This is a genomic window from Arthrobacter sp. Hor0625, from assembly GCF_052567525.1.
The window spans coordinates 336288-362828 of sequence record NZ_CP199586.1; the positions used below are offsets into that span (position 1 = coordinate 336288).

A 26541-nucleotide genomic window follows, 5' to 3' on the forward strand; every position below is an offset into this window, starting at 1 on the left:
CGGTGCCGGGGCGGTCGACCGGGCGGCCGACGGCCTTAGCGGGCGGCGAGGACGGCGGCGTAGAGTTCCCGCTTGCTGACCCGGGTGTCGTCGGCGACGGCGGCGACGGCTTCCTTGAGCCGGATGCCCTGGGCGATCAGCGCGTTGACGGCGGCGACGTGGTCTTCCGGCCTGCCGGGCTCGCGCTCCGGGGCGCCGCCGACGACGACGGCGATCTCGCCGCGCACCTCGTTGGTTTCGGCCCATTCCAGCAGTTCCCGCAGGGTGCCGCGGATGACTTCCTCGTAGGTCTTGGTCAGTTCGCGGCAGACCGCGGCGCGGCGGTCGGCTCCGAACCGCTCGTGCAGGGCGCGGAGCATGGGCTCGAGCCGGTGCGGGGCCTCGAAGAACACCATCGTCCGCCGCTCGGCGTCGAGGTCCGCCAGCCGGGAGGCGCGTTCGCCGGCCTTCCGCGGCAGGAACCCTTCGAAGCAGAACCGGTCCGTCGGCAGGCCGGACAGCGCCAGGGCGGTCAGCACGGCGGACGGGCCGGGCACGGCGGTGACCGTCAGGCCGGCAGCGACAGCACCCTCCACCAGGCGGAAACCGGGGTCCGAAACCGCGGGCATGCCGGCGTCGGTCACCATGACCAGCGTCTTCCCGGACCGCACCTGGTCCAGCAGGTCCGCGGTCTTGGCCGCCTCGTTGTGCTCGTGGTAGCTGATCACGCGCCCGGCCACGGTGACGCCGAGGCTCTGCACCAGCCGGTGCAGGCGCCGGGTGTCCTCGGCCGCGACGATATCCGCCGTCTCCAGCAGTTCGATCAGCCGGGCGGAAGCGTCGCCGACGTTGCCGATCGGGGTGGCGGCCAGCACGATCCGGCCCGGCCCGCCGGCCGCCTGCGCTGTGTCTGCCGGGGCGGCGTCCGGGGCGGCGTCATCGCGGGCGGGCGCGGGGGAAGTGCTCTGATCGGAATCCACACCACCAGCCTACTGCCGCCGGGCGCGCGGTCCGACGGGCCCGGCCCTCGATCGCGGCGGTCGACGGTAGCATAGCAGGGTGACGCAGACCCCCATGCGGCCTGCCGGGCCCGGTTCAGCCGCATCGGCGCCCGCCGCCGCCCGCCCGGACGGCATCAGCCACCCCGGCGGCACCAGGCGCAACCTCGAGGGGCACCGCTGGATCGCCCGGCCGGCTGAGGCGTTCACCGTCGAGGCCCTGCAGCAGCGGCTGATCGGCAGCATCCGCAGCTGGCGGGACTACCCGCCGTCGCTGCGCCTGTGGTTCTGGCTCATCCCCGCCCTGACCGCGCTGCTCGGCGGCATCCTGCGCTTTGTCCGCCTGGACGTGCCGCACAAGCTGGTCTTCGACGAAACCTACTACGTCAAGGACGGGTACTCCCTGCTGGTCAGCGGCTACGAGCGGGCGTGGCCGGAAAAAGCCAACGACGCATTCATCGCCGGCAACCCCGGGGTGCTCCTGGACAGCCCCGAATACGTCGTGCACCCGCCCGTCGGCAAATGGATGATCGCGGCCGGGATGTGGCTCTTCGGCCCGGAAAACCCGTTCGGCTGGCGCTTCGGCGCGGCCCTGACCGGCACCCTCTCAATCTTCCTGCTCGCCCTGGTGGCGCAGAAACTGTTCCGCTCGCTCACCCTGAGCGCCGTGGCCGGGGCGCTGCTGGCGGTCGACGGCCACCACCTGGTGATGTCCCGGACCTCGTTGCTGGACGTCTTCCTCATGTTCTGGGTCCTGGCGGCCTTCGGGGCGCTGCTGATGGACCGCGACGACGGCCGCCGCCGGCTCGCGGCACGGCTCGGCCGGCAGGCCGCGGCGTCCGCCGACGGCGTCCCCTCCCGGCTGCAGCTTGCCGCCGGCCCGTGGCTGGGGATCCGCTGGTGGCGGATCGCCGCGGGCGTGTGCCTGGGCCTGGCGGTCGGCACCAAGTGGTCCGCCCTGTTCTTCCTGGCCGGGTTCGGGCTGCTGACCGTCTTCTGGGACCTCAGCGCGCGCCGCATCGCCGGGGTGCACGGCTGGATCAGCGGCGGCATCCTCAAAGACGGGATCGGCGCCTTTCTGAGCATGGTTCCGGTCGCGGCGCTGGTCTACACCGCCACCTGGGCCGGCTGGTTCCGCTCCGGCAACGCGTACTTCCGGCATTGGGCCGAGACCAACCCGTCGGCCGGCTGGGGCTGGATCCCCGATTCACTCCGGTCCCTGGCCCACTATCACCTCGAGGCGTACAAGTTCCACCAGGGACTGAGTGCGGAGCACCCTTACGAGGCGAGCGCCTGGAGCTGGCTGGTACTGGGACGTCCGACGTCGTTCTTCTACGAATCAGCCAAGCAGGGCTCCGAAGGCTGCGATCTGCCCAGCTGCACCTCGGCGATCCTCTCGGTCGGCAATCCGCTGATCTGGTGGAGCGCCGCGGTCAGCCTCGGCATCCTGCTGTTCTGGTGGGCTGGGCGCCGCGACTGGCGTGCCGGGGCCATCCTGGCCGCCGTCGGCGCCGGGTATCTGCCGTGGTTCATGTATCCGGAACGCACCATGTTCTTCTTCTACGCGGTGTCCTTCGAACCGTTCCTGGTCCTGGCCCTCGTGTACTGCCTGGGCCTGGTCCTGGGCCGCCGTACCGACCCGCTGTGGCGCCGCCGCTCCGGGCTGTTCCTGGTGGCGCTGTTCGTGGTCGCGGCGGTGCTGTTGTCGGCGTTCTTCTACCCGGTGTGGACCGCGGAGCTGATCACGTACCAGGACTGGCGGCTCCGGATGTGGATGCCCTCCTGGATCTAGGGCAGGATTACTAGCGGATGCCGCGACCACCGGGCCGCGGACCGGAACGGGAGACATTGGGTTGTGAGAGAAGCTAGCACCGGGCTGCTCGTGGAGCTGTACCCGGAAAGCAACGTGACGGACCTGCTGCTGGAACAGGCCGGCAAGGATCCCGGCCACGCGCTCTATGCCCGCAAGGGGCCCTCCGGGTGGACCGACGTGCCGGCCGGAGAATTCCTGGACCAGGTCCGGGCCCTGGCCAAGGGCCTGATTGCCGGCGGGCTCGCACCCGGCGACACGGTCGCGGTCATGTCCGCCACCCGCTACGAGTGGACCGTGGTGGATTTCGCGATCTGGTTCGCCGGCGGTGTCACCGTTCCGGTGTACGAGACCTCCTCCGCCAGCCAGGTCGAATGGATCCTGCACGACTCCGGCGCCCGGCACGTCTTCGTCGAGGACCGCGCGAAGGCCGCCCTCGTCCAGGGCGTGGTGGACGCTTCGGCGCTGCTGGCCGGCCGCGTCCTCGGCGTCGTGCGGATGGATTACGACGGCGACGCCCCCAACCTCGCCAGCCTGGCGGCCGCCGGCAGCGGCGTCAGCGACGCCGAGCTGGAACGGCACCGCAGCACGGCCGGGCTCGACGACGTCGCCTCCCTGGTCTACACCTCCGGCACCACCGGCCGGCCCAAGGGCTGCGAGATCACGCACGGCAATTTCGCCCTCGTCGCGAAGAACATCGTGCTGTTCCTGCAGGAAATCCTGCTGCAGGACCGGACCCGGACCCTGATGTTCCTGCCGCTGGCCCACGTCCTGGCCCGCGCCGTGCAGGTTGTCTGCCTCAGTGCCGGCACCACGCTGGGCCACACCTCCAGCGCCAAGGAACTGCTCGAGGACCTGGGCACCTTCAAGCCCACGTTCCTGCTGGTGGTTCCCCGGATCTTCGAGAAGGTCTATGCCGGCGCCGCCCAGAAGGCGGCCCAGGCCGGGAAGGAACGGCTCTTCGGTGCGGCCGCCGCCGTCGCCGTTGGATATTCGCAGGCCCTTGACGCCGCCGCCCGCGGCGAGGGACCCGGTCCGGGCTGGGGGCTGCGCGCCAGGCACCGGCTCTTTGACCGGCTGCTCTATCCCAAGCTCCGCCAGGCGTTCGGCGGCAGCCTCGGCTACACCGTGTCCGGGGCGAGCCCGCTGAGCGCCCACGACGCGCACTTCTTCCGGGGCGCCGGAGTGCCGGTTCTGGAGGGCTACGGGCTGACGGAGACGACGGCGCCGTGTACGGCCAATATCCCCTCGCTGACCAAAGTCGGGACGGTGGGCATTCCGATTCCGGGCACCACCATCCGGATCGCCGACGACGGCGAGATCCTGGTCAAGGGCATCGGCGTTTTCAAGGGCTACCACGCCAACGAGGCGGCCAACGCCGAGGCGTTCGTAGACGGGTTCTTCCGTACCGGCGACCTGGGCAGCCTCGATGCGGACGGGTTCCTGACCATCACCGGCCGCAAGAAGGATCTGCTGGTCACCGCGGGCGGGAAGAATGTGGCGCCCGGGCCGCTGGAGGAAAAGATCCGCGAGCACCAGCTCGTGGCCCAGGCCGTGGTGGTCGGCGATGGGCGGCCGTTCGTCTCGGCCCTGGTCAACCTGGATCCCGAGGGGCTGGAGAACTGGTGCGCCACCCACCGCATCCCCGCCATGGGGCTCGCCGACGCGGCGCAGGATGACAGGGTCCGGGCGGCCATCCAGGCCTCCATCGACGAGGCAAACACGCTCGTGTCCAAGGCCGAGTCAATCCGCAGCTTCGTGGTGCTCGACGCCGACTTCACCGTCGAGTCCGGGCACCTGACGCCCTCGCTGAAGCTCAAGCGCGCCGCCGTTGTGCGGGACTTCGAGGAGCAGATCAACCAAATCTACGGCTAGGCCGGTTAGTCCGCGGGCGTCCCGCAGGACGCACACAAGAGCGGCCGGCACGGGTGTGCCGGCCGCTCTTGTGCGTCCGTGCTCCTGCGGGGGCCGGGCGGGAGGCCGCCCGGCCCCCGCCGGCGTGGCTACTGCGGTTTCCGGTCCGCGGCCGTGGCGTGCGTCGGCGACGGTGCGCCGTCGGCCGCGGTTTTTGCGGCCGCGGGGGGCTCTCCGGAGCCGGGGCGTTCCCCGCGGGCGGGGCGCTCCCCTGCGGCGGCGCCGGTATCCGTGGCGCCGGCCGGGCTGTCGTCACCGGAACCGGGCGCGGCGTTCGCTTCTCCGGTGCCGTGCCGGGCACGCTTGAAGCGGCGGCCCTTCGGCCCGGGGGCGTCGGCCGCGTCGGCGGCGTTGGCCGCGTTGGCCGCGTTGGCTCCGTCGAAGGAGCCGTCCTCCGGGTCGGCGGCCGCGGCGGCCTTGCGGGTGCGCGGCGGCAGGCCGCGGCGGCGCCGGGTGGGCCAGGTGAGGATGAGGGTGAGCAGCGATGCGATCAGCACGAGGGCGCCGATTACGATTCCCGCGTCCACCCAGAACTGGCCGGGGAACAGCCGGATCAGTGTGTCCGACAGGGCAAAGGTCCAGGTGCCGTTGGCGAAGAAGATGCGGTGGAACTCGGTGAAGAACTGCTCCCAGCCGAGCACCGCGAGCACGCCGAGGCCGATGATGAGCACCAGGGTCACGATCGACCCGGCGAAGAGGCCGCGGCGGACCCCGCCCGTGCTGCGGCGGCGCAGGTAGAGGATGGCGATCAGGCTCAGCAGGGCCAGCAGGACGCCGGCGCCGAAGGCGGACAGGATGACAAGTTTGACGTCGGCCATGTGGCTGACCTCGCCCTCCCGGAAGAGAGGCTCGCCGGAGCGGTTGACGAGTTCGCCGAGGTAGCGCGGGCCGGACCAGTTGCCGAGGTAGTCGACGGCGTAGGAGCCGTAGGTCATCCGGTCATCGGTGTTGAAGCCGTACCCGTCGCCGGGAAAGCCGGGCCGGTTGTACTCAACCCAGAGGAAGAGCGGACTGGTCACGGCGCGGACGGCCGCCACCAGCAGGATGACCGGGAAGCACACAGCCAGGAGGACCTGCATCACGCGCGGCGCCACCGGCTTGGCCCGGGCGGCCTGCTCACGTTCGGCGTTGCGGCGTTCCACTTCCTCCTGCGGCGGCCGGACCTGCAGGGCGGAGGTCGGCAGCGACTCGTTGAAGACCGCATCGTTCCGGCCGGCGGGGGCGGCATCCACTGCCCGGCGGTCGGCGCGGCGGCCCTGCCGCTCGCCGGGTACGGGCAGAGCAGACCCTGCCGCGCTCTCCCGCGCGGGAGCCGCCGCCGGAGCGGCCGCATTGTCGGCAGGCGCCGGGCGGGATCCGGACCCGGCAGGCGCCGTGGCAGCGGGGGCCGCGGCGTCGGACGCCCGGCCGGAATCAGCCGCGGCCGGCGCTGCGGCCTCGGGCGTTCCGGCGCGCTTGCCGGCTGCCGGCTTCATCCATTCGAAGGCGGGCTCGTCGGCGTCCCCGGCAGGGTCCGTCTCCGGATCCTGCCGGTTCGGAGGGGTGGGACTCTGTTCAGTCACTGCAGCTTCGCTTCCGTAGGGTTCCGCGCTGCCGGGGGCTGGGCCCGGCACCGCCACATATCTGACTCCGAGCCTACCGTCCGCGCCTTAGCCCGGGCGAGGTGCCACCCCGGGACCGGGCCGATTCAGGCGGAAATTTCGGCGTAGCCGGCGTCTCCGCCGTCGAGGTCCCCGCGGGCACCGGCGCGGTGGGCCGCGCCGCCGTAGCGCAGGACGTAGAACCAGTAGCCGGCCAGGACCCCGGCGCCGATGGCGATCTTGGCCCAGACCGGAAGCACGCTGGGGGTCACGAATCCTTCGACCGCGCCGGAGACCAGCAGCACCAGCACCAGCCCCAGGGCGACCGTGACGAGCGACCGGCCCTCGGCCGCCAGCGCCTGCGAGCGGCGGTACGGTCCGGGCGCCACGGCGGCCCAGAAGATCCGCAGACCCGCCGCGCTGGCGACGAACACCGCCGTTAATTCCATCAGTCCGTGCGGCAGGATATAGCTGAAGAAGACGTCGAGCTTGCCCGTGGCGGCGAAGACCCCGGCGGCGACGCCCACGCCCTGCGCGTTCGCCACCAGGATCATCGGCACCCAGAAGCCGGTGACGCCCAGGGCCACCGCCTGGGCGGCGATCCAGGCGTTGTTGGTCCAGACCAGGCCGGCGAAGGACGCGGCAGGGTTCTCGGAGTAGTAGTCGATGAAGTCCTCGTCCACGTAGCGGCGGACCTGCGCGTCCGAGCCCAGGGCGCGCAGCGCCTCCGGGGACGTGCCGATGCAGGCCGCGTAGGCTGCGGCGATCAGGCAGAAGGCCAGCCCGCACCACAGTGTCAGCCAGCGGATCCGGTACAGGGCGGCGGGCAGGGCGATGACGAAGAACCGGGCCAGGTCTTCGGTGAAGTTGGAGCGGGCGCCCGTAAACCGGGTGCGGGCCTGGGCCAGGGTGGCGGAGAGCGACGAGGAAAGCGTGCTCTCCGGTTCCAGGGACCGCAGCAGGGACAGGTCGGCCGAGGCCTCCTGGTAGAGCCGGAGCAGCTCGTCGGCGTCGGCGCCGCTGAGCCTGCGCTGGTGCGCCAGGGCGTGCAGCCTGGCCCACTTGGCCCCGTTGACCAGGGCGAACGCCTCGATGTCCACGGCACCACCATAGCCCCACCCCCCAAGCGGGCGGCGGAGGGTGGTTAGACTGTGCCTGACTGCAGAGGAGCGGGGGCCGCATTGAGTTCAATCATCACTGGCGAGGCCGTCGTCCTCGAGCTGCGACCGGCGTCGTTCGCGGCCCGGGCGCTGGGGCTGCTGCTCGACATCGTGGTGAATGTTGCCGTGCTCTGGATCATCCTGGTCCTGGTCGGCTCGGCCGCCCCCGGACTGGATGACGCCGCGCTCGGTGCCCTGGTCACGGTGGCGGTCGTGTTCAGCTTTGTCGTGGTCCCGGTGGGCGTGGAGACGCTCAGCCGCGGCCTCTCGGTCGGCAAGCTCGCCACCGGACTGCGGATCGTGCGCGACGACGGCGGTTCCATCCGCTTCCGGCATGCGCTCATCCGGGGGCTGGTCGGGTTCCTGGAGATTTATGCCATCCTCGGGGGCCTGGCGGTGGCCGTCGCGCTGTTTAACGGCAAGTCCAAGCGGCTCGGGGATCTTGTGGCCGGCACCTACGCGCTGCGGCGCCGGGTGCGGGCCGAACCGCCCGTGCTGCACCGGGTGCCGTACCCGCTGCAGCCATGGGTGGCGGCCGCTGACATCGGCCGGATTCCGGATGCTGCTGCCCGGCGGGCCTCACTGTTCCTGCGCCAGGCCGGCCGGATGGCCCCTGCCTCCCGCGCGGCCCTGGCGCAGTCGCTGGCCACCGAGGTCGCCGCCCATGTCGCTCCCCCGCCGCCGGCCGGAACGGGGCCGGAGGACTATCTGGCGGCCGTCCTGGGCGAGCGCAGCCGGCGGGAGCTGGGCCGGCTGGAGGCGGCACGGGAGCGCAGCACGCGCCTGGGTGTCCGGCTCCGGCGGCTGCCGCACGCCCGGCTCCGCTGACCGCGGCGCGCCGGACCGCAGCGCGCCGGACCGCGGTGCGCCGGACCGATTATCAGCGTTTGGCGTACTGCGCCCAGGGGATGTTCCAGTCCCCGAAACCTTCGAGCGGTTCCACCGGCGCGGCCCCGGTGTTCAGGGTCTGCACGACGTCGCCGGTCTTCATGTTGGTGAAGAACCACTGGGCGTCCGCGGGCAGCAGCCCGACGCAGCCGTGCGAGACGTTGAACCGGCCCACCGCGCCCCAGGCCGATTCCAGCGCCTGGTGGACGTACACGCCCGAGGTCGTCAGCCGGTTCGCGTATTCGACCGTCAGCGGCGGGTAGTAGCCCTTGTCGCCGGGCTTGAGCCCGATGCTGCCGGCGTTGAATTTGGACCGGCGCTCCTGCTCCATGATGACCGCGTAGCCGGAGGGCGAGAGCCAGTCCTCGCCGCCGAGGGTGACCGGCGCCGTGCGGACCAGCGTCCCGTTGAAGTACACCTTCATGGTCTTGGTGACGTCGTCCACGACGGCGATCCGTTGCGGCCCGACGGTGAAGGAGACCGGGACATTGGAGTTGCCGACCATGCCGTTGCCGAAGTCGACGCCGAAGAGCTTCAAATCCACCGTGATTTTGGTGTTCGCAGCCCAGAACTTCTCCGGCCGGATCCGGACGCGGCGGTCCGAGTACCAGCGCCAGGCGACGGCTTGGCGCGAGGAGACCTTGACGGTGACGGCCTTCTCCATGGCCGCCTTGTTCAGGACCGGTTCGCTGAAGACGATCTCGATCGGCTGCCCGGCCCCGATGGTGCTGCCGTTGAGGGGATAGACGGCGGCATCGGCCTCATTCGCCGTGCCAACGGTCGAGAAGCTTTGTTCCTTCGTCGTTTCCCGGCCGGCGCCGTCGACGATGGTGAACCGGTAGCTGTACCGGGTGTTGAAGTCCAGGGGCTCCCCCGCGGTCCAGGTGGAACCGTCGGCGCTCACCGTGCCGGGGACCGGGGCGCCGCCCTCGGACTGCAGCACCACGTCCTTGACGGCGCCGTTGACGGCCTTGACCGCGGGCAGCGCAGCCGGGTTGACGTCCCGGGCGCCGTCGGTCGGCGTGACGCCGAGTTCGACGGGTTTGACCACAGGGGCGGCCAGCCCGGCGACGTTGCGCAGCGGCGACGCCGCTTCCGAGGGCAGTTCGCTGTCCGCCCAGACCGGTGCGGTGGCGACGCCGATTCCGCCGGCGCCGATGGCCAGGCAGAGCCCTGCCACCGCCAGCATCTTGCCCGTGTTCCTGCCTCCGCCGCGCACGGCGCCCCCGGTCCCCATGTGTTTGTCCGTCCTGGTCAGTTCGCGTACTTGGCCCAGGGGATGTTCCAGTCCCCGAACCCGTCGTCGTGGGCGGCGTAGTCGCCGTCGGTGTTGACCACCTGGACCACGTCGCCGGTGGTCATGTGCTCAAAGACCCATTTCGCCCCGGCGGGGCCCAGACCGATGCAGCCGTGGGAGAGGTTTGCCTTGCCGAGGAAGGGCATCGCGGAGTCGGTGGCCTGGTGGATGAACTCGCCGCTGGGGGTCAGCCGGGTGGCGTAGTTGACGTCCAGCTGGCCGTAGTAGGCCGGGTCCCCCGGTTTGAGCCCGATCGTGGAGGCGTCCATGTGCTCCACCCGGTACTTCTCCATGAAGACCAGGTAGCCCCGGGCCGACGGGAACCTGGTGTCGCCCAGGGTCGCAGGCCACTGGCCGACCTTCCGGCCGTTGATGGTGGCGGTGAAGGTGTGGGCCTTGGCATCGGCGTAGGCGATCTTCTTGTCGCCGATGTGCACGGTAACGGTCTTGTTGAAGTTGCCGATCTGCCCCTTGCCCAGGTCGACGCCGAAGAGCTTGATGTCCATCGTGACCGTGCTGTTGGCCGCCCAGAAGTTCTGCGGCCGGTACCGGACCATGGTGTTGCTGTACCAGTGGAAGTCCCCGCGCTGGCCGGACGTGGAGCGGACCTTGATCGCCTTCTCCACGGCGGCGCGGTTCAGCACCGGTTCGCTGAAGGTCAGCTGGAGCGGCTGCGCCACGCCCACCTTCATGCCGTCCAGCGGGTAGATGGCGGCGTCCGCCTCGTTCGCGGTGGTCACCGTCGTGAAGCTGCGGGTGGCCTCGGTGCTGCGGCCCGCTGCGTCGACGACGGAGTAGCTGTAGGTGTAGCGGGTGTTGAAGTCCAGCGGTCCGGCGGCGGCCCAGGTGGAGCCGTCGGCGGCGAGCGTTCCGTTCACGGCCTTGCCCGATTCGCTGGTCAGGGCGGCGCGCTCGATCTTGCCGTTGCCGACTTTCAGGGTCACCGGCGCGGCCGGGTTGACCTGCACGGCGGAGTCGGCGGGGACCGCGGCGAGTTGGAGCGGCGGCACGACGGGGAAGGCCAGGCCCTGGGTTGAGCGCTCCGGGGTGGCGGCCTCGGAGGCGAATGACGGGTGGGCCAGCGGTCCGGCCGCGGCGAAGACGCCGCCGCCTGCTGCCAGGGCGCATGCTGCAGCCAGCACGGCGGCCTTCCGGCCGGTACTCCAGCGTTTGGGGGCGTTCACAATACTCGGTCCTTCCGGGCCTCGGACGTCGGCTGGGTGGCGGGCGCTCCTGGCCTCCACCGGCACCGCCGACGCAGGCGTTACCTTGCCAGCATAAGCGACGTTCCGGCGGTGGCCGCCGCGTGCCGCGGCACGATCCGGTTACGAAAAAGGGGGTTCCGCACCCGCAGGTCCGGAACCCCCTTATGTAACCGCGCCGCCCGCCGGGCGGGCTGCTAGTAGCGGTAGTGCTCCGGCTTGAAGGGGCCGGCGGGGTCGAGGTCCAGGTACGCGGCCTGTTCCTTGGTGAGCTCGGTCAGTTCCGCGCCGAGGGCTGCGAGGTGGAGCCGGGCGACCTTCTCGTCGAGGATCTTGGGCAGCACGTAGACCTGCTTGTCGTATTCGCGCTCCCCCTCCGGCTGGCCCGCCTTGGTGAACAGTTCAATCTGCGCGATGGTCTGGTTCGCGAAGGAGTTGCTCATGACGAAGGAGGGGTGGCCGGTGGCGTTGCCGAGGTTCAGCAGGCGGCCCTCGGAGAGCACGATGATGGAGCGCTGCTCGTCCGTGCCGGCGTCGAAGACCCACTCGTGCACCTGCGGCTTGATCTCGACCTTCTGGATGCCGGGGATCCGGGCCAGGCCGGCCATGTCGATCTCGTTGTCGAAGTGGCCGATGTTGCCCACGATTGCCTTGTCGCGCATCCCGGCCATGTGCTCGGCCATGATGACGTCCTTGTTGCCGGTGGTCGTGATGAAGATGTGGCCCTCGGCCAGGACGCTTTCCAGCGTGGCCACCTGGTAGCCGTCCATCGCTGCCTGCAGCGCGCAGATCGGGTCGATTTCGGTGACGATTACGCGGGAGCCCTGGCCGCGGAACGCCTCGGCTGCGCCCTTGCCGACGTCGCCGTAGCCGCAGACGACGGCGACCTTGCCGCCCATGAGCACATCGGTGGCGCGGTTGATGCCGTCCGGCAGCGAGTGGCGGATGCCGTACTTGTTGTCGAACTTGCTCTTGGTGACGGAGTCGTTGACGTTGATCGCCGGGAACAGCAGCTTGCCCTGCTCGGCGAGCTGGTAGAGGCGGTGGACGCCGGTGGTGGTTTCCTCGGTCACGCCGAGCAGGCGGGAACCGATCCGGGTCCACTTCTGCGGGTCCTTCTGCAGCGAGGCGCGGAGCACCTCGAGGAAGACGCGGCCTTCCTCGGATTCGTCGTCGGCGGCGGCGGGCACGGCACCGAGGGCTTCGAACTCGGCGCCCTTGTGCACCAGCATGGTGGCGTCGCCGCCGTCATCGAGGATCATGTTCGGGCCCAGGTCCGGGTTCTCGTCCGCGCCGGGCCAGGTCAGGATCTGCTCGGCGGTCCACCAGTATTCCTCGAGGGTCTCGCCCTTCCAGGCGAACACCGGCACGCCCTGCGGGTCATCGACGGTGCCCTGGCCGACGACGACGGCGGCGGCTGCCTCGTTCTGGGTGGAGAAGATGTTGCAGGAGGCCCAGCGGACCTCGGCGCCCAGGGCGGTGAGGGTCTCGATCAGCACGGCGGTCTGCACGGTCATGTGCAGCGACCCGGCGATCCGGGCGCCCTTCAGCGGCTGGCTCGCGCCGAATTCCTCGCGCAGGGCCATCAGGCCGGGCATCTCGTGCTCGGCGAGGCGGATCTGGTGGCGGCCGGCTTCGGCCAGGGAAATGTCGGCGATCTTGTAATCGAAGGTCATGGGAATCCTTTGTACTAGCCGGGATGGAAGCGTGGGGCTGGGAGTGGTTCGGAGCCGAGTCGGGCTCCGATGGGCGGCAGCCGCGCCGCCGGGCGCCTACTCCGCGGCGTGGCGGCCGCCGCTGCGGCCGCCATCGTGCTGGTCGGAGGGGGCGGCGGTGGCCGCCGCGAGCAGTTCCGGCGGGAGCAGCAGCGGGATGCCGTCTTCGATTGCGTACCGCAACCGGCGTCCCTCGGCGTCGGGGGCAGCGGCGACGAGTTCCTCGCCTTCCTGGACCAGCGCGGAGCCGGTCACGGGGCAACGCAGGACGGACAGCAGCTCGGGACTGATCAGCGACATGTTAAGGGCTCCCTGGGGGCGGCGCCGACGGCGCCGGTGGCGTTCGGAAAGTTCGGTTCCCAGCCTACCGCCAGTTCGTCGCTCAGGAGGGTTCGCGCAGGACACGCAGGTGCCCCCGGCGGGTTCCCTCGGCCTGGGCCGGTGCCTCCAGCGCCGGGTGCGCGGCGCGCCGGCCCTGGGCGGGATCCGGAGCGGCGGGCAGGGCGGCGGCTTCGCGGACTGCATTGGCCAGGGCGAGCAGGTCGTCGGGCCCGGGGCCGGGCGGCGTGGCCGGCATGGCGAGCCGCAGGACTTCCCAGCCGCGCGGCACGGTGAGGGTGTCGGCGTGCTGTTCGCACAGGTCGTAGCAGTGCGGTTCCGCGTAGGTGGCCAGCGGCCCGAGGACGGCGGTCGAGTCCGCGTAGACGTACGTCAAAGTCGCCACCGCCGAATTGCGGCAGGCTGACCTTGAACACTGACGAATTGCACCCACGACATCACAGATTACTCCGCCCGGACGCCGCAGCCGCGCATTGAAACGCTGGTCCGGGCGGGAACCGCTTCCCGGGCGGCCGCGCACCGGCCGGGAAGGAAGGCCGCCGGGCCGCCGTCTCGCAGAAATCAGGCGCCGGGTTTAGAGTCGAGATATGCAGTCATCGCACCATGATTCCGGCTTTACGGTCCGGTTGGCTGACCCCGCCGGCAGCGGCAGCAAGGGGAAGAGCTTCCGGCAACGCCGCAGGAACCGGCACGGCCGGGGCCTGCGCGGGGAATTGATGCTGCCCACGCTGCCCGGCTACCGGACCCGGTCGGACCGGTTCGATGATTTCGTCCTGGATTCGGCCCAGCGCCTGCACGACATCTGGGGCAAGCCGCTGGACGGGGTGCGCTTCGCGGTGGAGGAAATCCCGCCCGGCCTCGAACAGCTGGTCGCCGAGGGCACCCCCGCCCCGATGGGCGAGTACACGCCGGCGACGGCGGAGGACGGCCCGGTGATCACGCTCTACCGCAGGGTCGTCGAACAGGCCTGCGGCAGCCGTGAGGAACTCCAGGACCTCGTCCACGACGTCGTCGTCGAGCGCACGGCGGAGATGCTGGGCGTCCCGCCCGAGTCGCTGGACCCGGTATACCGCCGCCGCTACTGACCCCGCTTGGGCGGGAGGTTACAGCGCCGCGCCCGCGGGCGGCGGCCTAGTAGCCGAGCGAGACCGGTACTTCCTGGCTCCCGGCGGCGCCGGGCGTGACGGCGACGCTCGCGACGTCCGCGCGGCCCGCCTGCTGCAGCAGCACCGCACCGTAGGCGGCGTCCCCCGAGGCGGAGACGAGGTAGCCGGCCACCGGTGAGCCCCCGACGTCGTCCGGGACCCGGACGGACGCGGTGGTTCCGCCGGCGATGTCCGCGGTGGCGGCGGCCCGGACCTTGCCGTCCGCGGTGATCGGCGCGTAACTGATCCTGGCCCGGCCCTCCGGCGCGCCGAAGACCAGGAACCGCTCCCCCTTTTGCGGCACCGGCACGACGTGCTGGCTGCCGAGCCTGCCCGAGGACGGTGCCCAGGCGAAATCCGTGGCTTCCCCGGCGTCGACGCCGCGGGTGACCCGGGCGGCGGCGGCGAAGGAAACATCCGAGGTCGCGGAGACGGTGTAGTGGCCCGCGGGCACCCCCGCGAGCGGGATCTCCGTGACCGCGCCTGCCTTGGCGGTGACGACGCCGCCGCCGGGCAGCGGCTTTTGCCCGTCCCGGCCGTACAACTTCACTTCCACGACGGCGTCCGCGGCGCCCGGCACGGTGATCTGCAGGCCGGGCACGGCGTCCGCGAAGCCGGTCTTCCCGCCGAGGGCCCGCACGGCGGCCGGGTCCTGGATGTCGATGCCGGAGATGACCTGCCGCGCGGCGGGGGCCGCGCCGGGGGCGATGAAGTCGACGCCGCCGGGGGTCAGCCCGCGGAGCACGCTCTGCTGGATGATGGCCGAGACCGGCCCGCCTGTGCTGCGCACCCGCACGCTCAGCCGGTCCTGTCCGGGGGCGAGCCCGCCCAGGATGATTGACCGGGTTTTTCCGGGTGCCACCAGGAGCCCGCGGCTTCCGGGGGCCTGGATGGCGCCCTTGGCGCCGATCAGGTCGAGGCCGACGGTGGCTGGGGTGCCGGAGGCGTTGCTCAGGTGCAGCACCGCGGTCCGGCCGAGGGCGGTGTTCGCGCCCACCAGCCACTGGTCGTTGGAGGGCCGCTGGCAGGCGGCCGCGGCGGCGCCGCGGAGGTCGCCGTCGGCGGCGGTGTAGCTGAGCAGTCCGGCGGCGGAGGGCTGCTGGTTGGCCAGCGCATCAGCGCTGAGCACGGTGGCGGACTGGACCCCGCGTTGGGGTTCGACGGCGGCCTTCGGGACGGGCGCAGACGCGGCCGGACCGGCGACAGGGGCCGACGGCGCGGGCGCGCTGGCGGAAGGCACCGGTTTGGCCAGTTCCGCCAGAGTGCGTCCGCCGAGCGCGGCGAGCCGGCTCCCGGGCAGCGTGCCGTTGCCGGCGCTGAGGACGACGGCGGTCACGGCGCTCCGGGCGGTGGCCGATTCGGGGCTGAACTGCGGATCGGTTCCCACGGGGGTTCCTTGCAGCAACCGGGCCGGTCCGGGGCAGATGCCCACGCTGCTGCCGGCCGGCACCGCGGTCAGCGGCGCCTGTAGCTGCCGGCTGCCCGGCCCCTGGGGGGCGATCCGGTCCGCGGCGATCAGTCCCCCGCCGGCGGCGACCAGCACGGCGGCGGAGACGAGGCCTCCGACGGCTGCGGCCGCGGTGCGCAGCCGGCGCGCGGCCGGTGTCCGCGACGCCGGGCCCGGCCTGCCGCTCCGGTCGCGGACCGGGGCGGTGTCGGGCTGCGCCGGAGTGGAACCGGGCTTCGCGGCCGTGTCGGGCTTCGCGGCGGTCTCGGGCTGCCGGCCCGCGTCCCTTGCCTGGCCGGCCCGGGCGTCCCCGCCCGGCTGCCCGGCGTCGTCGTCGCGGTGGTCACGCATGTTGGTGGTCCTTACGCAGGGAAACTTCGTCCCGGGAGAAGCCGGTGTTGCGGCGGCGGGCGGGCATCGGAATGGCCAGCAGTACGGTGAGGCCGATCACGATGGCCTGCACGATGCCGGTCCAGGGAGCCCACGGGGTGTCGTAGCGGATACTGAGCTGGCCGCCGTGGCTGGGCAGGGTGAAGGCCTGTGCCCAGTCGGAGGTGGTGGCGGTGAGCCGCCGGCCATCCAGCCAGGCGCTCCAGCCCGGGTCCGCGCGGTCGGCGAGGACCACAAGACGGCCTTCCGGGCCGTCGGGCACCGGCGCGTCGGCGCTGACCGGCCCGGCGGGCAGCAGGCCCACGGACTTCCCGGCGGCGTCGACGATCCGGACGCGGTGGGCCACGTCGGCCGCCTCGGCGGCCGCCTCGTTCAACGGCGTGATCCGCCAAAGCCAGCCGGAACCGGTACGGCCCACAGCCACGAGGCCGGGAACGGCGTCCATGCGGCTGGCCAGCAACTCGGCGGAGTCGTCTGCCGCTTCCAGGAGCACGAAGCCGGCGCCGAGCTGCTCGAGCCGGTGCCGGGGATCGACGCCGTCGGCCGCCACGATTGTCGCGACCGCACCGCGCAGGGCAGCCGTCACCGCGTCGTCGTCGCGGACTGTCTCTTCGCCGGGGCCGCCCATGATCCGGCGGGCGGAGGCGACGGCGGACAAGGAGTCGAGCCTGGTGCCGGCGCCGCGCATCAGGGCGGCGGCATAGGTCCCGTCCTCCCGGGTGGAGATGACGAGGGTGCGGGTCTGTTCGGGGCCTTCACCCCGGTCGACGGCGGTGGCGGGCAGGGTCCGGGCGGGGCCGGCCTGCACCAGCCGCGGAACCCCGAGGGAGGCAGCCCGCGTCGGGTCTGTGCCGGCTCCCGAGGCGCCGGCTCCCGAGGTGCCGGCGTCCGCACCGGCGATCCCGCCGGAGGGCGCAGCCGCAGCCGAGGGGGCCGGGCCGGGCTGGAGCAGGTTGTGGGCGGCCCACGCGGCAAGGCCGGTGAGCGGGCCTGCGATCAGCAGGACGGTCGCGGCAGCCGCCGTCCCGCGGACCACCAGGCGCCGGACCCTGATGCGCCGGTCGGGGGTGCCGGACGTTGGAGCGTCGGCGGCGTCGAGCAGGGCCTGGGCACCGATCAGGGCAGCGCCCAGGAGCGCGAAAGCCGCCGCGGAGACCGGCGGGCCGCTGAACGGGGTGACCAGGACGTCCCCGCTGGCGCCGGTGGCGATGTGCCCGGCCAGCCAGCCGCCGGCCAGCATCAGGAGGGCGCCGGCCCAGAGGCAGCGGGCCAGCCGGGGACCGGGGCCGGCGCCGGGCCGGCGCGGAAGGAAGATCGCCGTGAGGGCCAGGAGCAGGACCGGCAGGCCGAGCAGCAGGGTCAGGAGCAGGGCCCACGGGACAGCGCCCGGCCCGAACGCGGGAAGACCGGCCAGCCCGGCGCCCGCTTCGAAGCGCAACGGCTGGCCGAGCGCCTGCTGCCAGAGTGGTGCGGCGTCAAAACCCAGGGGCAGGCCAGGGTCGGCCAGCAGCGCCCGGGGACGGTCCAGGACGGAGAGCGCGAGGGGAAGGAACATGGCCAGGGCGGGCAGCAGCGTCCACCACAGCGTGCGCCCGCGGCGCCGGAGCAGCACGGCGCACAGCACCACGATGGTGACCGCCGGCACCAGCAGGGACGGGGCGGCCGCGGTCACCGCGGCCAGGGCCAGGCCGGCCGCGGCAGCGGCGGTCCAGGACGGGGTGCCGTTGATGCCGGGCTTGATCGGGGGCTTCTCGGTGAACCTGCGCTCCCCCGGCGCCGGCACGGCGAACAGCCCGCGGCCCGGGACGGACCCGGTGGCGCGCAGCAGGGCCAGGACGAGCAGGGGCAGCAGCATGTGGGCGATGAGCGCACCGAGCCGGCCCTGGTTCAAGGCCACCTGCAGGGCGGGCGCCCCGGCCCAGACCAGTGCCGCCGCGAGCCGCAGCCGCCGGCGGCGCGTCAGGGCACCGGCGGCGAACCACGCCCCGAGGGCGGACAGCGGCATGGCCAGGAGCAGCAGCCAGGCTACGGCTCCGCTGGCGTTGCCCGCGCCGAGCACTCCGAGCAGCCAGAGCAGGTAGCCGAAGGGATCCCCGTGCCCGGGCAGCCCGGCCCCCAGGGTGATCCACCAGCCGGAGGCGTGGTCCCAGATGTCGCCCAGCCGGGCCGAGACCGGGATCAGGGCCCCGCCGGTGACGGCGTCGGCCCGGAACAGGCCCAGCAGGCCCAGGACGGACGCGGCCGCGGCCAGCAACACGGCCAGCAGGGCCCCGTTGCCGGCCCAGCCCCGCTCGGGAGTGCGCAGGGCCGAGAAGTCGTCGGCGGAATCGCCGGTGGGCTGTTCGGCCAGCGGATCGTGGCCGGTGTCCTCCGCTTCGTCCGAACCGAACGCTTCAATCAGCGACCGCCGGTGCGCCCACACTTCCCGCCGGGGCGTTTGCAGGCCCTTGATCACGGACCGCCGGATCCTCCGGGTGCGCGCGGCGTTGCGCCGGCCCCGGACCACCGCCGCCGGCCGGGCCAGGGCGGCGAGGGTGGCCAGCAGCTGGGAGAACCCGTGGCCGGGATCCTTCACCGCGATGCTGAGGACAAATCTAAAAAAGCCGCCCAGGAGGGCGCCGGCCGCGTGCAGCGGAACCTTCCAGGCCGCGGCGTGCTTGAGCCTCAGATGGACCTGGGCCTTGCGGGCCGCCTTGGCGGTGCCGGCGCCGTGCGGCCGGTGGGCGACGTGGAACATCCGGGCGCTCGGTACCACCACGACACGGTGTCCGGCCAGGCGGTTGCGCCAGCAGAAGTCGACGTCGTCCCCGGTCCCCGGCAGGGCGGGGTCGAAGCCGCGCAGGTCCTCCCAGACGTCCCGGCGGACCAGCATGCCGGCCGAGTTCACCGCGAAGGTGTCGCTGCGCCCGTCGTACTGTCCCTGGTCGAGTTCGTCGGCTTCGATCAGGGAGAGCCGCTCGGCCCAGCGGCTGGTGGACAGGCCGACGTCGATCAGCCGCCGTTCCGCATGCCAGTCGAGCTGTTTACAGCCCGCCACTGTGACCGAGGGGGCCCGCTCCACCGCGTGCAGCAGTTCGGCGAGGGCCTCCGGCGCCGGAGCGGCGTCATCGTGCAGCAGCCAGATCCAGTCGGAGCTGCCGGACCCGGCCGGTCGCGGCGCGAGGGCCGCGAGGCCGGCCTCAACGGCGCCGCCCAGGCCGCTGCGGCCCGGGTCGATGGCGGTGACATTGGCTGCGCCCAGCGCCTGCCCGAGCAGGGCCAGGGAGTGGTCGCGGGATCCGGTGTCGACGCCGATCGCGGCGTCGGCCGGGCGCGTCTGCGCGGCCAGGGCCGCGAGGGTCCGGGGAAGAAAGTCACCGCCGTCGTGGGCTACCACGACGGCGGTGACCCGTACTTCATGAAGAATTAGACTGCCCGCTTCCTAAGCCGGCGGCGCTCCCGCTCGGAGAGTCCGCCCCAGATGCCGAAACGCTCATCGTTCGCCAGGGCGTATTCCAGGCACTGCGAACGGACGTTGCAGGCGCCGCAGACCTTCTTGGCGTCGCGGGTGGAGCCGCCTTTTTCGGGGAAGAAAGCCTCGGGGTCGGTCTGCGCGCAGAGTGCGTCCGTCTGCCACCCGAGTTCGCCTTCGTCATCGAAGTCCTGTCGGAGCGGCAGCCCGATCCACACCGGCTGGGCGGTGGTTCCGGCGGGCAGTGCCTGGAGTTCCATGGGCGGGTCAAGCGGGTCGTTGTCCGACTCCGCGTCCCCGGCCAGAAGTGCTTCATGGGCTGCGAGGAAGGCCGTGGCCTGGTCCTGCAGCGAGTCCTGGGTGTGTTCGTTGTACCGCACGGCGGCGTCCGGATCGGCCGGGTCCACGTACCAGTCGCTGGGCACCCCGCGGGACCGGTACTTTGCCGTCGCCTGACCGGCGACGACTTCATCTTCATGGATACGCTCTGCAAGCCCCATTGGCGTTCCCTCTCTGATTTGGCAGCCTTTGCCTGACCCTCGGACACTCGGTTGTGTGCCGACTTTTGCGCATTGGCTTTCGATACCTAATTACACGGGTGTAAGTCGTCGGGAGTCAAGCCGCAGCGGAGATAATAATCAGCGGCCGGTGGATTTTCCGGGCACGCCACGCCCGGTCTTTCCGGACGCCGCCGCAGCCGCGGGCCGTAAAAGACAGCCTGCTGAGCAGTTTCTTTGCGCGGACGCTGCGTTTCTGCTGGGAATTTCCTGCGTTTTTGGGCGTTTTCCTCCACGTGGCACCCGGCATCACGGCGACGGCCGCCCGGGGCCGGCGCCCAGCGGTGAGGAACGTCACAGGGGCCGGGGCCGCCGCCCGGCCGCCGTGGCAAGATGAGGGCATGAGCATCCCGGCCCTTGAACTGATGTCCGCCCTGCGTTCGGGCCGGTCCACCGCACCCCGGCTGACCTGGTACGGCCCCGATGCTGAACGGGTCGAGCTTTCCGGCCGGGTGCTGGACAACTGGGTGGCCAAGACCAGCAACCTGCTGCAGGACGAGCTCGATGCCGAACCGGGCACGCGGCTGGCCCTGGAGCTGCCGGCGCACTGGAAGACGATGGTGCTGGCCCTCGGCGCCTGGCAGCTGGGGATGGAAGTGGTGCTCGACGGCGGCGAGGCGGAACTGCTCGCCACGGCCGATCCGGCACCGGCGGCCGCTGCTGCCGGCTCCGACGCCGTCCTGGCCGTCGCGCTCGGCGCGCTGGCCATGCGGTGGCCCGGGGACCTGCCCTCCGGCGTCGTGGACTACGCCGCGGAGGTGCGCTCCCACGGTGACTTCTTTATGCCCTTCGTGGAACCGGAGGCGGACCGCCCCGCGGTGCGCGGAGCCGACGGCACGACGTACACCCACGGCGCGCTGCTGGCGGACTTCGCCGCGCCCCGACCGGCGGAGCAGGCGGGCCCGGACGAGCCTGAGCGGGTGCTGCTCCGGGCAGAGGACGGCGTCGGGCCAGTGCTCGCCCGGGTGCTCGGCGTGTGGGCGCGGGACGGTTCAGTGGTGCTGGTGCACCCGGAGGTTGCGGTGACCGAGCGGCTGCTCGCCGACGAGCGGATCAGCGCCGCCTGAGCGGCGCTGCGCCGGCCGCGCTGGCAGGCCGCGCTGCGCAGAACGCGCTGCGCGGGCCGCGGCGGCTCAGCGGGGGTCTGCGGAACCGGGGGTGTCCGCGTCCCGGCCGCGCTGGCCCGGAACACCGAGCGGCTCCTGGCCGTGCGGGTGCCGTTCGATGATCTCGTGGTCGTGGGAGAACTCCGGCTCGTCGTCGAGTTCCTTGTTGAAGACCAGGAACCGGTAGGCGAAGAAGCGCACCACGGTGGCCACCAGGATGCCCACGACGCCGGCCAGGAAGAGCATGTTCTTGTCCGTGATGCCCATGCCGTACTTGGCGAGGGCGGTCAGGCCGGTGGAGATGCCGATGCCGATGCCGTTGATCAGGACGAACATCGCGAACTCGCGCAGCACGTTCTCCTGGCGGCGGTGCCGGAAGGTCCAGAAGCGGTTGGCGATCCAGGAGAAGATTGTCGCGACCGTCGCACCGACGAATCGGGCCTTGGCCTCGCTGTCGGACATGGGCCCGTGCATCAGGTAGTACGTCAGCCCGTTGTCTATGACGAAGGCGACACCGCCGACGGCGCCGAACTTGGCCACTTCGCGCCAAAAGAGCGAAACGAGTCCGCGCGCACGATCTGCTAGTGAGTTAGTCATGACCCTCCGTGGCCCATAGAATCCGGCGGCCAAGCGGCCGCCGGCCCATTTTAGCGCCGTTGCCTGTGCCGGCGCCCGCCCGCGGGCTTTCCGGGTCCTTGAAATGGCCCGGTTTTTGCCGGCCGTGTCGGCGGCCGGCCGCGCGCGGGCCGGTTCCGCCGAGGTGTTCGGTAGGCTGGGAGATGTGACTTTTCCTGTAATCGGCGTGGTTGGCGGCGGCCAGCTCGCCCGCATGATGGCCCCTGCCGCGACTGCCCTCGGCTTCGAACTGCGCGTCCTCGCCGAGGGCCCGGACGTTTCGGCCGTTGCCGCCGTCGCCAACGCCCCGGTCGGTGACTACACCGACCTCGACCACCTGCTGGAGTTCTCCCGTGGCCTCGACGTGCTGACGTTCGACCACGAGCATGTGCCCACCGGGCATCTGCGTGCGCTGATCGATGCGGGCGTCAACGTCCACCCGGGCCCCGACGCGCTCGTCAACGCCCAGGACAAGCTGGTGATGCGCGCCGCCGTCGACCGGCTGGAGCTGCCGAACCCGCGCTGGGCCGCCGTGCACGGCGTGGCGGACCTGGTCGCGTTCGGGGACGACACCGGCTGGCCGGTCGTGCTGAAGACCCCCCGCGGCGGCTACGACGGCAAGGGCGTGCGGATCATCGGCTCCGCCGACGACGCGGCCGCCGCGGCGGACTGGTTCGAGGCCATGTCCCCGCTGCTGGCCGAGGCCAAGGTGGACTTCAGCCGGGAACTCTCCGCCATGGTGGCCCGCACCCCGGATGGTGAAACCCGTGCCTGGCCGGTGGTGCACACCATCCAGGTCGACGGCGTCTGCGACGAAGTCATCGCCCCCGCCCTGGACATTCCGGTGGAGGTGGCCGCGGCGGCCGAGGACGCCGCCATCCGGATCGCCAACGAACTCGGTGTGACCGGGGTGATGGCGGTGGAGATGTTCGAAACCCCCGGCACCGGCGCCGGCTTCCTGATCAACGAACTCGCCATGCGGCCGCACAACACCGGCCACTGGACCCAGGACGGGTCGGTCACCAGCCAGTTCGAACAGCACCTGCGCGCCATCCTGAACCTGCCGCTGGGCGCCACCGACCTGCTGGGACCGGTCGTGGTCATGAAGAACTTCCTGGGCGGCGCGAACCAGAACCTGTATTCCGCCTACCCGGCCGCGCTCGCCGCTGAACCCGCGGCCAAGGTCCACTGCTACGGCAAGGCCGTCCGGCCGGGCCGCAAGATCGGCCACGTCAACCTGGTCGGCAGCTCCGCCGCCGACGTCGACGCCGTCCGCCAGCGGGCCGGCGCCGTCGCCAACATCATCCGGGACGGGCGGCCGCAGGCCGGTACCGCCGGCACCTCCGAGGAGAACGCGTGAACCGCACCGAAGCCCCCGACGCCGCCGCGACGGCCTCCTCCGGCCGCGAGGCCCCGATCGTCGGGCTGGTCATGGGATCGGACTCCGACTGGCCCGTCATGGAAGCCGCCGCCGAGGCGCTGGCCGAGTTCGGCATCCCCTTCGAGGCCGACGTCGTCTCCGCCCACCGGATGCCCGCCGAAATGATCCGCTACGGGCAGACCGCGCACGAGCGCGGGCTGCGCGTGATCATCGCCGGCGCCGGCGGCGCCGCGCACCTGCCCGGCATGCTCGCCTCCGTCACTCCGCTGCCGGTGATCGGCGTGCCCGTGCCGCTGAAGACCCTGGACGGGATGGACTCCCTGCTTTCGATCGTCCAGATGCCTGCCGGCGTCCCGGTCGCCACGGTCTCGATCGGCGGCGCCCGCAACGCCGGGCTGCTGGCGGTCCGGATGCTCGCCTCCGGCACGGACGCGCTCGCCCGGCAGCTGCAGTCCGACCTGCTGGATTTCGCCCGCGAGCTCAACGAGACCGCCACCCGCAAGGGCGCCAGCCTGCGCAGCAAGGTGGCCGAGGTCTTCTCCGAGGACAACAGCGCGCCGCGGAGCGGCCGGTAGGGAAGCCCTCATGAGCAAAAGTCTTGCCACTGCCCGGGACACGCCGCGGCAAGGTTCCCTGACGGACCCGGTCCGCCACCCCGCCGGCGCCGGGCCGGGCGTCCTCGCCCGCCGCGCGTTCCTGCTGATCGCGCTGACCCTGCTGGTCCCCGGCAGCGCCCAGGTCGTCGCAGGCAACAGGCGACTGGGCCGCTTCGCGCTCCGCATCACCCTCACGGCCTGGCTGCTGGGGGCGGCAGCCCTCGTCCTGCTCCTGGTCTCCCGCCCCACGCTGATCAACCTGATCGCCAACCCCATCACCGCCCTGCTGCTCGTGATCGTGCTGGCGGTGCTCGCCCTTGGCTGGGCGGCGCTGTTCCTGAACACCCTGCGGCTGATCCGCCCGGTGCTGCTGGCCCCCCGGGTGCGCGCCGCCGTCGTCGCCGCCCTGGTCCTGGCCATGCTGCTCAGCAGCGGCAGCCTGGGCTACGCGGCCTACCTGCTGAACGTCGGCCGGGCAGCGATCGGCACGATCTTCTCCAACGGCCCGGCGATGGAGCCCTCCGAGGGCCGGTACAACTTCCTGATGATGGGCGGCGACGCCGGCTCGGACCGCACCGGACGCCGGCCGGACAGCCTCTCGGTGATCAGCGTCGACGCCAAGACCGGCAAGTCCGCCATCATCTCCATCCCCCGCAACCTCCAGAACGCCCAGTTCAGCGAGGGATCCCCGATGCGGAAGATCTACCCCGACGGCTACGACTGCGGCAACGAATGCCTCATCAACGCCATCAACACCGAGGTCACGAACAAGTACCAGGACCTTTACCCCGGCGTCGAGGACCCCGGGGCGCAGGCGACGCTGGAGGCGGTCTCCGGCACCCTCGGCATCAAGGTCCAGGCCTACGTGCTGGTGGACATGGACGGCTTCGCGAAGCTCATCGACGCGATGGGCGGCATCCGGATCAAGGCCGGCGGCTGGGTCCCGATCAGCGGCGAGACGGTGGATGAGGCCAACGGCATCCACGGCATGCCGCTGGGCTGGATCCCGGCAGGCGACAACAAGCTCGACGGCTACCACGCCCTCTGGTACGGCCGCTCGCGTGAATTCGTCGACGACTACGCCAGGATCGCCCGCCAGCAGTGCGTCCAGCAGGCCATGCTCAAGCAGCTGGACCCGGCGACGCTGCTCTCGAAGTTCGAGGACATCGTCAAGGCCGGCACCAAGGTGGTGGACTCCAACATCTCCGCCAGCCAGCTCGGCAGCTTCGTGGACCTCGCGATGAAGTCCAAGTCCCAGCCGGTCAGCCGGCTCACGATCGGGCCGCCCGACTTCGACGCGTCCTTCTCCACCGTGCCGGACTTCGCCAAGATCCACCAGGCCGTGGACAAGCTGCTGGGCCCCGCCCCCGCGGCGGGTGCCGCCGGTGACTCGCTCCGAGGCACGGCCGCGGTGCCTGGCCCGCTGTCCGCGGCGGGTGCCCGGCCCGACGCGCTGGCCGCAACGCAGCCCGCGCCGTCGCCGTCGTCGTCGGACTTCACGCCGGTGACCACCACGCCCGAGGGCGAACCGATCACGGAAAAGATGCTCAACGACTTCAAGCGCAACGGCGACGAACAGTCCATCCGCAACCTCGTGGCCACCAACGGCCAGTGCGCCCCGCTGTAGCGCCGGAACCCCGGCCCCGCCGGCCGGCCCGCCGCCGTTTCCCCTGAGCAGATAGGTATTCCGTGTACGAACTTGAGAACGTCCTCCGGCCTTACGCCTGGGGCTCGTCCACCGCGATCGCCGGCCTGCTCGGCCGTCCGGCGTCCGGCGGCCCGGAGGCGGAGCTATGGATCGGCGCCCACCCGGACTCCCCCTCGCTCGCGCTCGACGACGGCGGCCGGCTGGCGCTGGACGAGCTGATCTCCGGGGACCCGGCCCACCACCTGGGCGGCGACAGTGTGGCCGAATTCGGTCCGCGGCTGCCCTTCCTGCTCAAGGTCCTGGCGGCCGAGCACCCGCTCTCGCTACAGGTCCATCCGACGCTGGAGCAGGCCCGGGCCGGCTTCGCCCGGGAGGAAGCCGCCGGCGTCGACCGGGCCGCCGCGGAGCGGAACTACAAGGACGACAACCACAAGCCCGAAATGATCTTCGCCCTGACGCCTTTCGAGGCGCTCTGCGGTTTCCGGCCGGCGGCGGACTCCCGGGCCGTGGTCGGGCACCTCGTGGAGGTCCTGGAGCGGGCCGGGCTTGAGGCCCCGGAGCTGCTCCGGCAGCTGGTGGCGGACCTCGCCGCGCCCGGGGAGCCTGCGGCCCTGCGCGCCGCCTTCGAGCGGCTGATCGCCGGGGGCCCGGAGGTGGCCGCCGCGACGGACGCCGTCGTCGCGGCGCTGGACTCGGGGGCACTAAGCTATGGCGACCCCGGCTCCGGGGCGCACGACTCTGGGGCGCACGCGGCGGCCCTGGCCACCGTCGTCGAGCTGGGCCGGGAGTACCCCGGGGACCCCGGCGTGTTGATCTCGCTGCTGCTGAACCGGATCTCGCTGGCGCCCGGAGAGGCCGTGTACCTGCCGGCCGGCAACGTGCACGCCTACCTCCACGGCCTGGGCATCGAGGTGATGGCCTCCTCGGACAACGTGCTCCGCGGCGGCCTCACCCCGAAATTCGTGGACGTGCCGGAACTGCTGAAGACGATCGCCTTCGAGGCCGTCGGCGTGCCGTCGCTCGATGGCGAGACCACCCTGCTGGGCCAGGAGCTCTACCGGCCGCCGTTCAAGGAGTTCCAGCTGCAGCGTGTGGAACTACTGCCCGGCGCAGAGCCGGTGCCGCTGGCCCAGTCCGGCGCCGCGGTCATCATCGTGGTCACCGGCGCCGTGCTGCTGGACTCCCCCAAGGGCGACCTGCAGCTGCAGCGCGGCGCCTCGGCCTTCCTGCCGGCGGCCGAGGCCCCCGTCAACGTCCACCCCGTCGCCGACGCCGCCGGGCCCGCCGTGGCCTTTGCCGTCACCACCGGATTGAAAGGCTGAA

Annotated in this window: 21 protein-coding genes; 9 read left to right on the plus strand and 12 right to left on the minus strand. The window is 71.9% G+C overall.

The genetic code is table 11. The features are described from left to right. Nucleotides 1–35 precede the first annotated feature (35 nt). On the minus strand, nt 36–959 hold the full coding sequence (rsmI, locus tag ACTWLI_RS01480) for a 16S rRNA (cytidine(1402)-2'-O)-methyltransferase (RefSeq protein ID WP_445154958.1): 924 nt from the start codon (nt 957–959) through the stop codon (nt 36–38). A 79-nt stretch (nt 960–1038) separates the two neighbouring features. On the opposite strand from rsmI, the gene ACTWLI_RS01485 reads away from it, so the two are divergent. Beyond that, nucleotides 1039–2769, plus strand: coding sequence for a dolichyl-phosphate-mannose--protein mannosyltransferase (locus ACTWLI_RS01485; RefSeq protein WP_445154959.1), 1731 nt, complete (start codon nt 1039–1041; stop codon nt 2767–2769). A 63-nt stretch (nt 2770–2832) separates the two neighbouring features. Next, a complete protein-coding gene (locus ACTWLI_RS01490; RefSeq protein ID WP_445154960.1) occupies nt 2833–4662 on the plus strand; it encodes an AMP-dependent synthetase/ligase in 1830 nt (609 codons plus the stop codon). Between the two features lie 128 nt (nt 4663–4790). On the opposite strand, the gene ACTWLI_RS01495 is transcribed toward ACTWLI_RS01490, so the two are convergent. Beyond that, complete coding sequence (locus ACTWLI_RS01495) at nt 4791–6263, minus strand: TIGR01906 family membrane protein (RefSeq protein ID WP_445154961.1); 1473 nt, start codon at nt 6261–6263, stop codon at nt 4791–4793. Between the two features lie 125 nt (nt 6264–6388). Beyond that, a complete protein-coding gene (locus ACTWLI_RS01500) occupies nt 6389–7381 on the minus strand; it encodes a stage II sporulation protein M (protein ID WP_445154962.1) in 993 nt (330 codons plus the stop codon). An 81-nt stretch (nt 7382–7462) separates the two neighbouring features. Between ACTWLI_RS01500 and ACTWLI_RS01505 the strand changes: the two genes are divergently transcribed. Next, nucleotides 7463–8269, plus strand: a complete 807-nt coding sequence (locus ACTWLI_RS01505) for an RDD family protein (protein WP_445154963.1) — start codon at nt 7463–7465, stop codon at nt 8267–8269. Between the two features lie 52 nt (nt 8270–8321). On the opposite strand, the gene ACTWLI_RS01510 is transcribed toward ACTWLI_RS01505, so the two are convergent. The 5 genes from ACTWLI_RS01510 to ACTWLI_RS01530 all read right to left on the minus strand — a co-directional run bounded on the left by ACTWLI_RS01510 (nt 8322) and on the right by ACTWLI_RS01530 (nt 13315). Continuing rightward, nucleotides 8322–9566, minus strand: coding sequence for an Ig-like domain-containing protein (locus ACTWLI_RS01510; RefSeq protein ID WP_445154964.1), 1245 nt, complete (start codon nt 9564–9566; stop codon nt 8322–8324). 17 nt (nt 9567–9583) lie between these two features. Further along, nucleotides 9584–10810 (minus strand): L,D-transpeptidase, encoded by a 1227-nt coding sequence (locus ACTWLI_RS01515; RefSeq protein ID WP_445154965.1) that lies wholly within the window; start codon nt 10808–10810, stop codon nt 9584–9586. 215 nt (nt 10811–11025) lie between these two features. After that, nucleotides 11026–12504: an adenosylhomocysteinase gene (gene ahcY, locus ACTWLI_RS01520; RefSeq protein ID WP_445154966.1), complete on the minus strand. Its 1479-nt coding sequence runs from the start codon at nt 12502–12504 to the stop codon at nt 11026–11028. Between the two features lie 96 nt (nt 12505–12600). Further along, a complete protein-coding gene (locus ACTWLI_RS01525; protein WP_445154967.1) occupies nt 12601–12843 on the minus strand; it encodes a Trm112 family protein in 243 nt (80 codons plus the stop codon). A gap of 82 nt (nt 12844–12925) precedes the next feature. Continuing rightward, nucleotides 12926–13315: a DUF3499 domain-containing protein gene (locus tag ACTWLI_RS01530; RefSeq protein ID WP_445154968.1), complete on the minus strand. Its 390-nt coding sequence runs from the start codon at nt 13313–13315 to the stop codon at nt 12926–12928. Nucleotides 13316–13469: 154 nt separating this feature from the next. Between ACTWLI_RS01530 and ACTWLI_RS01535 the strand changes: the two genes are divergently transcribed. After that, nucleotides 13470–13967, plus strand: a complete 498-nt coding sequence (locus ACTWLI_RS01535; protein WP_056740221.1) for a metallopeptidase family protein — start codon at nt 13470–13472, stop codon at nt 13965–13967. 46 nt (nt 13968–14013) lie between these two features. On the opposite strand, the gene ACTWLI_RS01540 is transcribed toward ACTWLI_RS01535, so the two are convergent. The 3 genes from ACTWLI_RS01540 to ACTWLI_RS01550 are packed head-to-tail and all read right to left on the minus strand — an operon-like array spanning nt 14014 to nt 19815. Further along, nucleotides 14014–15825: a DUF5719 family protein gene (locus tag ACTWLI_RS01540; RefSeq protein WP_445154969.1), complete on the minus strand. Its 1812-nt coding sequence runs from the start codon at nt 15823–15825 to the stop codon at nt 14014–14016. Next, nucleotides 15818–19240 (minus strand): glycosyltransferase family 2 protein, encoded by a 3423-nt coding sequence (locus ACTWLI_RS01545; RefSeq protein ID WP_445154970.1) that lies wholly within the window; start codon nt 19238–19240, stop codon nt 15818–15820. Before ACTWLI_RS01545 ends, ACTWLI_RS01540 begins: the two co-directional genes overlap by 8 nt. Nucleotides 19241–19269: 29 nt before the next feature. Next, a complete protein-coding gene (locus tag ACTWLI_RS01550) occupies nt 19270–19815 on the minus strand; it encodes a WhiB family transcriptional regulator (RefSeq protein ID WP_445154971.1) in 546 nt (181 codons plus the stop codon). A 398-nt stretch (nt 19816–20213) separates the two neighbouring features. On the opposite strand from ACTWLI_RS01550, the gene ACTWLI_RS01555 reads away from it, so the two are divergent. Then, on the plus strand, nt 20214–20939 hold the full coding sequence (locus ACTWLI_RS01555) for a TIGR03089 family protein (RefSeq protein ID WP_445154972.1): 726 nt from the start codon (nt 20214–20216) through the stop codon (nt 20937–20939). A 66-nt stretch (nt 20940–21005) separates the two neighbouring features. On the opposite strand, the gene ACTWLI_RS01560 is transcribed toward ACTWLI_RS01555, so the two are convergent. Further along, the gene (locus ACTWLI_RS01560) at nt 21006–21575 is read right to left on the minus strand and encodes a GtrA family protein (RefSeq protein WP_445154973.1); all 570 of its coding nucleotides are present in this window, start codon (nt 21573–21575) and stop codon (nt 21006–21008) included. A gap of 232 nt (nt 21576–21807) precedes the next feature. On the opposite strand from ACTWLI_RS01560, the gene ACTWLI_RS01565 reads away from it, so the two are divergent. From ACTWLI_RS01565 to manA, 4 genes are all read left to right on the plus strand, one after another. Next, on the plus strand, nt 21808–22953 hold the full coding sequence (locus ACTWLI_RS01565; protein WP_445156088.1) for a 5-(carboxyamino)imidazole ribonucleotide synthase: 1146 nt from the start codon (nt 21808–21810) through the stop codon (nt 22951–22953). 71 nt (nt 22954–23024) lie between these two features. Continuing rightward, nucleotides 23025–23549 (plus strand): 5-(carboxyamino)imidazole ribonucleotide mutase, encoded by a 525-nt coding sequence (gene purE, locus ACTWLI_RS01570; protein ID WP_445156089.1) that lies wholly within the window; start codon nt 23025–23027, stop codon nt 23547–23549. Nucleotides 23550–23559: 10 nt separating this feature from the next. After that, the gene (locus ACTWLI_RS01575) at nt 23560–25197 is read left to right on the plus strand and encodes an LCP family protein (protein ID WP_445154974.1); all 1638 of its coding nucleotides are present in this window, start codon (nt 23560–23562) and stop codon (nt 25195–25197) included. Nucleotides 25198–25259: 62 nt separating this feature from the next. Then, the gene (gene manA / locus ACTWLI_RS01580) at nt 25260–26540 is read left to right on the plus strand and encodes a mannose-6-phosphate isomerase, class I (protein WP_445154975.1); all 1281 of its coding nucleotides are present in this window, start codon (nt 25260–25262) and stop codon (nt 26538–26540) included. Nucleotide 26541: the final 1 nt, after the last annotated feature.

Coding starts and splice junctions, on each gene's coding strand:
- ACTWLI_RS01510 (WP_445154964.1), bottom strand. CDS start 9,566: ATGGGGACCGGGGGCGCCGTGCGCGGCGGAGGCAGGAACACGGGCAAG.
- ahcY (WP_445154966.1), bottom strand. CDS start 12,504: ATGACCTTCGATTACAAGATCGCCGACATTTCCCTGGCCGAAGCCGGC.
- ACTWLI_RS01525 (WP_445154967.1), bottom strand. CDS start 12,843: ATGTCGCTGATCAGTCCCGAGCTGCTGTCCGTCCTGCGTTGCCCCGTG.
- ACTWLI_RS01535 (WP_056740221.1), top strand. CDS start 13,470: ATGCAGTCATCGCACCATGATTCCGGCTTTACGGTCCGGTTGGCTGAC.
- ACTWLI_RS01540 (WP_445154969.1), bottom strand. CDS start 15,825: ATGCGTGACCACCGCGACGACGACGCCGGGCAGCCGGGCGGGGACGCC.
- ACTWLI_RS01550 (WP_445154971.1), bottom strand. CDS start 19,815: ATGGGGCTTGCAGAGCGTATCCATGAAGATGAAGTCGTCGCCGGTCAG.
- ACTWLI_RS01555 (WP_445154972.1), top strand. CDS start 20,214: ATGAGCATCCCGGCCCTTGAACTGATGTCCGCCCTGCGTTCGGGCCGG.
- ACTWLI_RS01560 (WP_445154973.1), bottom strand. CDS start 21,575: ATGACTAACTCACTAGCAGATCGTGCGCGCGGACTCGTTTCGCTCTTT.
- ACTWLI_RS01565 (WP_445156088.1), top strand. CDS start 21,808: ATGATGGCCCCTGCCGCGACTGCCCTCGGCTTCGAACTGCGCGTCCTC.
- purE (WP_445156089.1), top strand. CDS start 23,025: ATGGGATCGGACTCCGACTGGCCCGTCATGGAAGCCGCCGCCGAGGCG.
- ACTWLI_RS01575 (WP_445154974.1), top strand. CDS start 23,560: ATGAGCAAAAGTCTTGCCACTGCCCGGGACACGCCGCGGCAAGGTTCC.